The 10,393-nt window shown below is 66.7% G+C and carries 11 protein-coding genes; 7 read left to right on the forward strand and 4 right to left on the reverse strand.

Annotation, left to right across the window (positions count from 1 at the left end; genetic code table 11):
- From JCM9942_RS05700 to JCM9942_RS05710, 3 genes are all read right to left on the reverse strand, one after another.
- On the reverse strand, positions 1–322 hold a 322-nt coding region (locus JCM9942_RS05700), incomplete at its 3' end, for a DUF7844 domain-containing protein (RefSeq protein ID WP_484600197.1).
- Positions 322–621, reverse strand: a complete 300-nt coding sequence (locus JCM9942_RS05705; protein ID WP_054658297.1) for a DUF2388 domain-containing protein — start codon at positions 619–621, stop codon at positions 322–324. The genes JCM9942_RS05700 and JCM9942_RS05705, both read right to left, overlap by 1 nt.
- 49 nt (positions 622–670) lie before the next feature.
- Positions 671–2,059: an FAD-binding oxidoreductase gene (locus JCM9942_RS05710; RefSeq protein ID WP_054658299.1), complete on the reverse strand. Its 1,389-nt coding sequence runs from the start codon at positions 2,057–2,059 to the stop codon at positions 671–673.
- 205 nt (positions 2,060–2,264) lie between these two features.
- Here JCM9942_RS05710 and serA point away from each other — a divergent pair, with 205 nt between their 5' ends.
- Positions 2,265–3,506: a phosphoglycerate dehydrogenase gene (gene serA / locus JCM9942_RS05715; protein WP_054658300.1), complete on the forward strand. Its 1,242-nt coding sequence runs from the start codon at positions 2,265–2,267 to the stop codon at positions 3,504–3,506.
- 91 nt (positions 3,507–3,597) lie between these two features.
- Here serA and JCM9942_RS05720 read toward each other — a convergent pair whose 3' ends face one another.
- Entirely contained in the window at positions 3,598–4,167 is a 570-nt protein-coding gene (locus tag JCM9942_RS05720; RefSeq protein WP_054658312.1) for an NUDIX hydrolase, read from the reverse strand.
- A 187-nt stretch (positions 4,168–4,354) separates the two neighbouring features.
- Between JCM9942_RS05720 and JCM9942_RS05725 the strand changes: the two genes are divergently transcribed.
- The 6 genes from JCM9942_RS05725 to JCM9942_RS05750 all read left to right on the forward strand — a co-directional run bounded on the left by JCM9942_RS05725 (position 4,355) and on the right by JCM9942_RS05750 (position 10,340).
- Positions 4,355–5,824: an amino acid permease gene (locus tag JCM9942_RS05725; RefSeq protein ID WP_054658301.1), complete on the forward strand. Its 1,470-nt coding sequence runs from the start codon at positions 4,355–4,357 to the stop codon at positions 5,822–5,824.
- A gap of 78 nt (positions 5,825–5,902) precedes the next feature.
- Positions 5,903–7,348 carry an amino acid permease gene (locus tag JCM9942_RS05730; RefSeq protein WP_054658303.1) on the forward strand — a complete coding sequence of 482 codons (1,446 nt, stop codon included), beginning with the start codon at positions 5,903–5,905 and terminating at the stop codon, positions 7,346–7,348.
- A gap of 232 nt (positions 7,349–7,580) precedes the next feature.
- The gene (locus JCM9942_RS05735; RefSeq protein WP_054658305.1) at positions 7,581–8,228 is read left to right on the forward strand and encodes a methylthioribulose 1-phosphate dehydratase; all 648 of its coding nucleotides are present in this window, start codon (positions 7,581–7,583) and stop codon (positions 8,226–8,228) included.
- A gap of 74 nt (positions 8,229–8,302) precedes the next feature.
- On the forward strand, positions 8,303–8,857 hold the full coding sequence (locus JCM9942_RS05740; protein WP_054658307.1) for a 1,2-dihydroxy-3-keto-5-methylthiopentene dioxygenase: 555 nt from the start codon (positions 8,303–8,305) through the stop codon (positions 8,855–8,857).
- Positions 8,858–8,910: 53 nt separating this feature from the next.
- Positions 8,911–9,612, forward strand: a complete 702-nt coding sequence (gene mtnC, locus JCM9942_RS05745; protein ID WP_054658309.1) for an acireductone synthase — start codon at positions 8,911–8,913, stop codon at positions 9,610–9,612.
- A 230-nt stretch (positions 9,613–9,842) separates the two neighbouring features.
- Positions 9,843–10,340: an MgtC/SapB family protein gene (locus JCM9942_RS05750; protein WP_054658310.1), complete on the forward strand. Its 498-nt coding sequence runs from the start codon at positions 9,843–9,845 to the stop codon at positions 10,338–10,340.
- Positions 10,341–10,393 lie beyond the last annotated feature (53 nt).

Here is a 10,393-nt window from a genome sequence, read left to right on the forward strand (position 1 = left end):
GCGGATCGGCAGTCTCGGCAGTGTCGATACGCTCGAGCAGTGCGCGCTGCAGCCCCAGCTCATGGCCACGGGCCCGGCCATGCACCTGCGCCGGCAAGTCGTCGCGCCAGCGCAGCTGCAGCGGCAGGTCGAAACGCTGCTTGAATGGGTGCGGAAGACGGCCCAGCACATCCTCCAGCAATCGCTGGGTGAGCTGCCGCTGTGCGGGTGTCAGACCGGTATCCGCAACTTCAACCCGCAACGCCGCCCCGACCGGGAAGACGCTGCCGAGCAGCAGCAATAGCGCCAGCCACCGCGCAGGCGGCAGCCGGCAGCGGGCCATCACAGCGCCAGGATTTTCCGCGCCAGCGCCATGTCGCTGGCCTCGCGGGCGGCCGCATCACGCTCGCGCAGGTGCAACAGTGCCGCTTCCAGATAGGCGCCCCGGATCACCCCGCCGCTGCCGACAAAACCGGCCGCGTCTTCGCGGGCATCCAGCACCACCTTGTCATCGCCGGAGCTGCTGCCCGAAGAGTTAGAGGAGGCACCGGTCGCCGAGCCCGCCGAAGTGCCGGCAAAACTGGAAGCGAACACCGACATCGGCAGGGTGAACAAGGCGCAGAACAGGATCGGGCGGATCATCGGCAGGTCAACGTGGGGTGGAAAGGCGGCAAGCGTAGCCGCAGACGGCTTACAGGTCGAACACCTTGCCCGGATTCATCAGGCCATTGGGATCGAACGCACGCTTCACCGCGCGCATCAGCGCGATCTCGGCGGCGTCGCGGGTGCTGGACAGATACGCCTTCTTGACCAGACCGATCCCATGTTCGGCCGAGATGCTGCCGTCATAGCAATGCAATACCTGCGCCAGCAGTTTGGTCACCTGCTCGCACTGCGCCAGGAACTCGGCATCGGAGGTGTCATCGGGCTTGAGCACGTTGATATGCAGGTTGCCGTCGCCGATATGGCCGAACCACACCACCTCGAAGTGCGGGTAGGCGCCGCTGATCAGCGCCTGGGTCTCGGCCAGGAACGCCGGCATGGCCGAAATCCGTACCGACACGTCGTTTTTGTACGGCTTGTAGCGCGCCACCGCCTCGGTGATGCCCTCGCGCAGCCGCCACAACTGCTGGGCCTGGGCCTCGCTGGCGCTGATCACACCGTCCAGCACCCAGCCCTGCTCCATGCAGTGCTCGAACGCGGCCAGCGCGGCGGCCTCACCGGCCTCGTCGGCCGAGGCGTACTCGGTGACCACGTAATGCGGGTGGATCTCCTGGAACGGATACTGCGCGCCATGCGCGGTGACGTGCTTGACCGCCAGATCGGTGAAGAACTCGAACGCCTCCAGCTGCAGCCGCTCGCGGAATGCGGAAAACACCTGCATCAGCACCTCGAACGAGGGCAGTGCCAGCAGCATCACGTTGGTCGCCGGCGGCGGATCGGTGAGCTTCACCGTCGCCTCGACCACGATTCCCAGCGTGCCTTCCGAGCCGATCATGAGCTGGCGGAAGTCGTAACCGCTGGAGTTCTTGATCAAGCCCTTGTTGAGTTCCAGCAGCTCGCCATTGGCGGCCACCACCTTCAGCCCGGCGATCCACTCGCGGGTATTGCCATAGCGGATCACACGGATGCCGCCGGCGTTGGTGGCGATATTGCCGCCGATCGAGCAGGAGCCGCGCGCGGCGAAATCCACCGGATAGATCAGACCGTGTTCGCGGGCGGCGTTGTGCAGGGCCTCCAGCGGCATGCCGGCCTGCACGGTCAGCGTGCGGTCCACCGCATCGAAGGCCAGCGCCTTGTTCATCCGCTCCAGGCTCAGTACCAGCTCGCCATTGGCCGCCACCGCGCCGCCGGAAAGGCCGGTACGGCCGCCGGAGGGCACCAGCGCCACCTTGTGCGTGTTCGCCCAGCGCACGACCGCCTGCACTTCCTCGACATTGCCCGGCAGCGCGATGGCCAGCGGCGCCGGTGTCCAGCGCCGGGTCCAGTCGCGCCCGTAGTGCTCCAGATCGCCCGGCCCGGTTTTCAGACGCAGATGGGGACAGGACTGCAACAGGAATTCCAGACGTGGATCGGTCATGACGGTGTTTGGGGCGACGTGAAGACCGGCAAGCGTGCCAGTCCCGCTGGGCGCCGTCCAGCGCACCGGCGCCACGTCCGCAAGCGGACAATTACATTCACATGAAACCTTTTAGCTTCAATGCCTTGCCTTCTTGCGCAGTGCACCAAACGCGGTGCGGTTCTGGCATAGTGACGGCCCAGCCACCGTTGCCCTCGTGCCCGACATGTCGCCCAAGAAGACCTCGTTCCCGAAGCAGGACATCCGCGTTTTGTTGCTCGAGGGGGTCAGTCCGACCGCCGTGGACACCTTCAAGGCCGCCGGCTATTCGCAGATCGAGCTGCACAGCAAGTCGCTGCCCGAGGACGAGCTGAAGGCGCGTATCGCCGAGGCGCACATCATCGGCATCCGCTCGCGCACCCATCTCAGCGCCGAGGTGCTGGCCCATGCCAAGCGCCTGATCGCGGTGGGCTGTTTCTGCATCGGCACCAACCAGGTGGATCTGGAAGCGGCCGAACTGGCCGGCATTCCGGTCTTCAACGCGCCCTACTCCAACACCCGTTCGGTGGCCGAGCTGGTCATCGCCGAAGCGATCATGCTCACCCGTGGCATCCCGCAGAAGAATGCCCAATGCCACCGCGGTGGCTGGTCCAAGTCGGCCACCGGCAGCCACGAGGTGCGCGGCAAGACCCTGGGCATCATCGGCTACGGCCACATCGGCACCCAGGTCGGCGTGCTGGCCGAGGCGCTGGGCATGCACGTCATCTTCCACGACATCGAAAGCAAGCTGTCGCTGGGCAACGCACATCCGGCCGCCGGTCTGGACGACCTGCTGGCCCGTGCCGACGTGGTCACCCTGCACGTGCCGGAGAACGCCTCCACGCAGTGGATGATCGGCGCCGCGCAGCTGGCCAGGATGAAGCCCGGTGCGCACCTGATCAACGCCGCCCGCGGCACCGTGGTCGATATCGACGCGCTGGACGCCGCGCTGCGCTCGGGCCATCTGGGCGGCGCTGCGGTGGACGTGTTCCCGGTCGAACCCAAGGGCAATGGCGACCTGTTCGAATCGCCGCTGACCGCGCACGACAATGTGATCCTGACCCCGCATGTGGGCGGCTCTACGCTCGAGGCACAGGACAACATCGGCATCGAGGTGGCCGCCAAGCTGGTGCGCTACAGCGACAACGGCTCCACCCTGTCGGCGGTCAACTTCCCGGAAGTGACCCTGCCCGAGCACGAGCAGAGCCTGCGCCTGCTGCACATCCACCGCAACGTGCCCGGGGTGCTGTCCAAGATCAACGAGATCTTTTCGCGCCACAACCTCAACATCGACGGCCAGTTCCTGCGTACCGACCCCAAGGTCGGCTACGTGGTGATCGACATCAGCGCGACCGAGGAACAGGCTGCGGCGATCCGCGAGGACCTGGCCGCGATCCCGGGCACGCTGCGCACCCGCATCCTCTATTGAACCGACGACCGGACCCGCGGTGGCGGCAACCGCCGCCGCGCACATTCCGGCCGCCATAACGACGGCGCCAGAGGCCCGGACAGCTCCAGGATCACCCGTCGGAAGACGCTCCCCGCATCCGCGCCAGCCACCGCTGCGCCATGCGCCGTATCGATTCGTCATCCGCTTCGGCGATCTCGGCCACCGGGCGCCAGGCCAGCGCCAGCGACTCGTCACTGACCAGGAATTCCTCCGAACCACCCGCCATCACCACATAGCGCACGTCGTAATGCCAATGCCCCGGCACCTCGCCGCGCGCGGGAATCCAGTGCCGGTCCAGGTCATGGATTTCCACCGAGGCCAACACCAGCCCGGCCACCCCCGACTCCTCCTGCGCCTCGCGCAGCGCCACCGCCGCCAGGTCATGGTCGCCCTCGGCATGACCGCCCGGTTGCAGCCAGCGCCGCAGCTTGCGGTGATGGGTCAACAGCACGCGCCGGCCATCGCCACTGACCAGCCACGCGCTGCCGGTGAAGTGACCGGCCAGACGCTGGCGGGTGAACGGGTCCACTCCACCGGCGTCGAGCAGGGCCACAAATTTCCGCGCGAGGGCCGTCTGCTCCGGCCAGCGCCGCGCATAGTCCTCCAACGCCCCCCGCAACCGTTGATCCTGCTCATGCATGACTGCAAGCACATCCAGACGTTTCACTCCGGCGGTCATTATCGCCATCCATGTTGCACCTGCGCTTGTCGAGTCTGGCGGCGTTTGGCAAGGTAGTGCGGTTGCCTGTCATTCAGTTTGAGACACAACACAACGGCCCCGTCACCTGTGGTGTTCGGGCCAACACATCGCTCGGGAATTACGCGGAATGCTGAAAACACTGTTGAGGGTCAAGCCGGTCGAACCGGCCGCACATGTCGATGCCGGGGAACCGGTCGAAGGCAGCCTGCAAGGCGAAGCCACACTCAAGCGCACCCTCACCGCCCGGCACCTGATCCTGCTGGGCATGGGCGCGGTGATCGGCGCCGGCATCTTTGTCGTCACCGGCCAGGCCGCGGCCAACCATGCCGGTCCGGCAATCATGCTGTCCTTCGTGCTGGCCGGGCTGGCCTGCGCCTTCGCTGGCCTGTGCTACGCCGAGTTCGCCGCGATGATCCCGGTCTCCGGCAGCGCCTATTCCTACGCCACCCTGGGCGAAGGCATGGCCTGGTTCATCGGCTGGTGCCTGGTGCTGGAGTACCTGTTCGCCTCGGCCTCGGTGGCGGTGGGCTGGTCGGCGTACATGATCAGCTTCCTCACCACCACCTTGAACCTGCCTTTCCCCGATGCACTGACCGCCGCGCCCGTGGTCTGGGAAGACGGCCAGTTCATCGCCTCCGGCAAACTGTTCAACCTGCCGGCGGTGCTGATCGTGGCGGCGATCGCCGGCCTGCTGTACGTGGGTGTCACCCAGTCCACCTTCGTCAACGCGATCATCGTGGCGATCAAGGTCACCGTGATCTGCCTGTTCGTCGGCTTCGGCGCGATGTACGTGGACCCGGCCAACTGGACCCCGTTCATTCCGGAAAACACCGGCACCTTCGGCGAGTTCGGCTGGACCGGCGTGTTCCGCGCCGCCTCGATCGTGTTCTTCGCCTACATCGGCTTCGACGCGGTCTCCACCGCCGCAGGCGAAACCCGTGATCCGCAGCGCAACATGCCGATCGGCCTGCTCGGCTCGCTGGCGGTGTGCACGGTGATCTACATCATCGTCTGCGCGGTGCTGACCGGCCTGTTGCCATACACCCAGCTGGGCACCGACAAGCCGGTGGTCACCGCGCTGGAAACCTACGCCAAGCTGACCTGGCTCAAGACCTGGGTCGAGATCGGCGCCATCGCCGGCCTGTCCTCGGTGATCCTGGTGATGATGATGGGCCAGACCCGCGTGGCCTACACCATCTCCCGCGACGGCCTGCTGCCGTCGATCTTCGGCAAGGTCCATGCGAAGTACCGCACCCCGCACCTGAGCACGGTGATCGTCGGCGTCATCGCCGCCGCCCTGGCCGGACTGGTGCCGCTGAGCGTGCTCGGCGAACTGGTGGCGATGGGCACCCTGCTGGCGTTCGCCACAGTGTGCATCGGCATTCTGGTGCTGCGCCGGACCAAACCGGATATGCCGCGCTCGTTCCGCGTGCCGGCGGTGTGGTTCATCGCCCCGGCCGGCGCGCTGATCTGCTTGGGCCTGTTCGCCATGGCCTTCGCCGCGCACTGGCTGGTGTTCGTGCTGTGGAACGTGCTGGGCGTGGCCATCTACCTGGGCTACGGCATGCGCCACAGCAAGCTCAACAAGCGCGCCTGATTTCCCACTGACGACCGGCGCGCTGTGCGCCGGCTTTCTTGCGCGGCCACCGCGCACCGACCAGCGAAGACCCGAACCATGTTCAAGCAACTGTGGGCCACCAAGCATCCGCACGCCGCACACAAGGAGGCCGAAGGCCTGAGCCTGCGCCGCACCCTGGGCCCGTGGGGTCTGACCGCACTGGGCATCGGCGCGGTGATCGGCGGCGGCATTTTCGTCATCACCGGTACCGCCGCGGCCAACCATGCCGGCCCGGCGATCATGCTGTCCTTCCTGCTGGCGGCCATCTGCTGCGCGTTCTGCGCCCTGGCCTACGCCGAGTTCGCCTCGATGGTGCCGGTCTCCGGCAGCGCCTACACCTATACCTACGCGACTTTCGGCGAGCTGTCGGCCTGGTTCATCGGCTGGATGCTGGTACTGGAATACGGCGTCTCCGCCTCGGCGGTGGCCGTCAGCTGGACCGGCTATTTCCTCAGCTTTCTCAGCCATTTCGACATCCACCTGCCGGCCGCGCTGGTCAACGCCCCGCTGGACGCGCAGCTCAAGCCCACCGGTGCCATCGCCAACCTCCCGGCCGCCGTGCTGGTGCTGTTGCTGACCTGGCTGTGCTACGTCGGCATCCGCAAATCCTCGGCCATGAACATGGGCATGGTCATCCTCAAGACCGGCCTGATCCTGCTGGTGATCTTCGCCGGCTGGAAATACGTGGACACCTCCAACTGGACCCCGTTCATTCCCGCCAACGAGGGCCCGGGCAAGTACGGTTTCGAGGGCGTGCTGCGTGGCGCGGCGATGGTGTTCTTCGCCTACATCGGCTTCGAGGCCGTCTCGGTGGCCGCGCAGGAATCGCACCGGCCGCAGCGCGACATGCCTATCGGCATGCTGCTGTCGCTGGTGGTGTGCACCGTGCTGTACATCGCCATGGCCGCGGTGATGACCGGACTGGTGCCGTACACGCTGCTGGGCACCGCTGAGCCGGTGGTGACCGCGGTGGCCGCGCATCCGCAGCTGAGCTGGCTGCGCATCATCGTCGAGGTCGGCGCGCTGATCGGTTTGGCCTCGGTGGTGTTGGTGATGGTGATCGGCCAGCCGCGCATCTTCATGATCATGGGCCGCGACGGCCTGCTGCCGCCGGTGTTCACCCGGATCCACCCCAAGTACCGCACCCCGCACATCAACACCGTCATCACCGGTATCGGCATCGCGCTGCTGGCGGCGCTGTTCCCGCTGGACATCCTCGGCGAGCTGACCTCGATGGGCACACTGATCGCCTTCGCCGCGGTCTGCGCCGGCGTGCTGGTGCTGCGCCGCACCCAGCCGGACCTGCCGCGCCCATTCCGTATCCCGATGGCATGGCTGGTATGCAGCCTGGGCGTGATCAGCTGCATCGCCCTGCTCACCGCCATGACCGCCCACAACTGGATGCTGATGGGCGTGTGGACCGCCGCCGGTTTCCTCATCTATTTCCTCTACGGCATCCGTCACAGCAAGCTCCACGCCGAGAACACCGGCAAGGGCGGCTGATCCGGTCACTGCCGTGCCATGGATACCGCCCGGGTGCGCCAGCGCCCGGGCTTTTTCATGGCGCCCATCCATGCGCGCCCCCTCCGGCGGCGTTGCCGCGAGAATGGCTGGCCTGCCGTTCCTGCATGACGCACAGCCGCTTGCCTGAGCCTGCGCACCCGCGCCGGGCAAACCCATACGTTCCATCCGGATAAAGGAATGGATTGCTCCGGCAGTTGCTAGAATGCCGGCCATGAACGCGCCTTCCGCCCCCTACGACACCCAGCGGCTGAGTGAACTGGCCCAGCTGCTGATCGACAACGTCCGCGAACTGGCCCAGGCCGGCTGGACGCCCGCCACCAGCAGCAACTTCTCGCACCGGCTCGATGACCAGCACGCGGCCATCACCGTGTCCGGCAAGGACAAGGGCCGCCTGATCGAGAGCGACATCATGGTCGTGGACTTCGCCGGCAAGGCCGTCGGCCGGCCGCTGCGGCCCTCGGCCGAAACCCTGCTGCACACCCAGCTCTACGCCCGTTTCGCGGACGTGGGCTGCGTGCTGCATACCCACTCGCCGGTGCAGACCATCGCCTCGCGCCTGTTCGCCCCTCAAGGCCATATCCGCCTGGACGGGTACGAGCTGCTCAAGGCCCTGCACGGCAACTCCACCCACGAAACCACCGTCGACCTGAAGGTGTTTCCCAACACCCAGGACATGGACGTGCTGGCCGCGCAGGTGGAAGCCGAACTCGACAAGGGGCCGATGTGGGGCTACCTGATCGACGGCCACGGACTGTATGCGTGGGGCCGCGATATGGCCGAGGCACGCCGCCATCTGGAAGCCTTCGAGTTCCTGCTGCACTGCGAACTGGAGCTGCGCAAACTGCGCGGCAACGCCTGATCTCTTCCGCACGGCACGCCGCCGCACCGGCACGTGCCTGCTACGCTCCCCCTCCCCCCGTCGAGTCCATCGCCATGAGCCGACTGCGCATTTTCAACGACACCACCCCGGACACCCCGCTGCTGGACAGCCGCGACGGCGCGGTCATCGCCGCCGAACTGGAGAAGATCGGTGTCACCTTCGAACGCTGGCAGGCCAAACACCCGGTCACCCCGGGCGCCAGCCAGGAGGAAGTGTTCGCCGCCTACCGCGAGGACATCGACCGTCTGGTCGCCGCGCACGGCTTCAAGAGCGTGGACGTGGCCTCGATCGCACCGGACAACCCCAACCGCGCCGAGATCCGCGCCAAGTTCCTTGACGAGCACTACCACAAGGAAGACGAAGTGCGTTTCTTCGTCGCCGGCTCGGGCCTGTTCACCCTGCACGTGGGTGACAAGGTCTACGAGGTGGAGTGTGTCAAGGACGATCTGATCTCGGTTCCAGACGGCGTCACCCACTGGTTCGATATGGGCGAGGAGCCCAGCTTCGCCGCGATCCGCTTCTTCACCGAGCCGGACGGCTGGGTCGGCCATTTCACCGGCACCGACATCGCCCAGCGCTTCCCGCGTTACGAAGCCAGCGCCGCCTGATCCCGCGCGGTCACCGCTGCGTGGCCGCCGCCCCTGCCTTGAAGACTTTCCGCATGTCCCAGCCACGCGCCATCCTCACCGACATCGAGGGCACCACCTCGAGCATCTCCTTCGTCAAGGAAGTGCTGTTCCCCTACGCCCGCGCCGCCCTGCCCGGCTTCGTCCGCGAACACGGCCAGCAGCCGGATGTGCGTCGCTGGCTCGACGCGGTGGCCACCGAAATCGCAGCCGGCGCCTGCCAGGACGAGGTCATCGCTGAAACCCTGCAGGGCTGGATCGACCAGGACCGCAAGCACACCGCGCTCAAGGCGCTGCAGGGCATGATCTGGGAGGTCGGCTACCGCAACGGCGACTACACCGCCCACCTGTATCCGGAAGTGGCCGCGGTGCTGCGCGGCTGGCAGGCTGCCGGGCTGCCGCTGTACGTCTATTCCTCCGGCTCGGTGCCGGCGCAGAAACTGTTCTTCGGCTTCTCCGATGCCGGCGACCTCAACGGCCTGTTCTCCGGCAATTTCGACACCGAGATCGGCGGCAAGCGCGAAACCGCCAGCTATGCCCGTATCGCCGAGGCGATCGGCATTGAACCGAAGGACATCCTGTTCCTGTCGGATATCGTCGAGGAACTGGATGCCGCCCGCGAGGCCGGTCTGCAGACCGTGCTGCTGGACCGCCTGTCCGACTACCCGATGCCGCGCACCGGCGACGCCACCCACGGCCACACCCGGGTCGAGAATTTCCAGCAGATCACGCTCTGAACCGGCAGTGATACGACGGAAAACGGCCCCTTCGGGGCCGTTTCCTTTTCCCGTCAACAGAACCGCCGAGTTTTGCCGCACAAGACGGCCCGCCAACCGGCACTGGCCCGCACCGCTTCGATTCGTTGGCAACGCCAGCCCCGGCCGGCGCCACGCCGGCGCTGTGATGAAACCCTCTTCGCGGCGACCATGGCACCATCGCGGCCGGCACTTCCGGCAGGAACACGCAGATGGGTATCGCTTCACAGATCGGCCAGGCACTGGGCGCCGAATTCGCCATTCCGGACCTGGGCACGTTGACGGTCATCGTCTCGCGCCTGCTCACCGCCATCGTGCTCGGTGGCGCGCTGGGGCTGGAGCGCGAAAGCAAGGGCCGTGCGGCCGGGCTGAAGACCCATATCCTGGTCAGCCTGGGTTCGGCGCTGTTTGTGCTGGCGCCGCTGCAGGCCGGCGCTTCCACCGGCGATGTCACCCGGGTGATGCAGGGCATTGTCTCGGGCATCGGCTTTCTTGGCGCCGGCGCCATCCTCAAGCTGGACAAGGAAGAACGCGTACAGGGCCTGACCACCGCCGCCGGCATCTGGATGACCGCCGCCATCGGCATGGCCGCCGGCATGGGCATGCAGATGGTGGCCGTGGCCACCACCGTGGCGGCGCTGGCGGTGGTCAGCACGATTCCGAAACTGATGCCCGACAGCATGGACCCGGACAACACCAGCGACAGCTGACGGCAGTCCCAGCGCTCGGCTCAGTGCGCGCGGGCCTGCGCCGCGCGCCGCAG

This window comes from Stenotrophomonas pictorum JCM 9942 (assembly GCF_001310775.1).
GTDB classification, from domain to species: Bacteria; Pseudomonadota; Gammaproteobacteria; order Xanthomonadales; family Xanthomonadaceae; genus Stenotrophomonas; species Stenotrophomonas pictorum.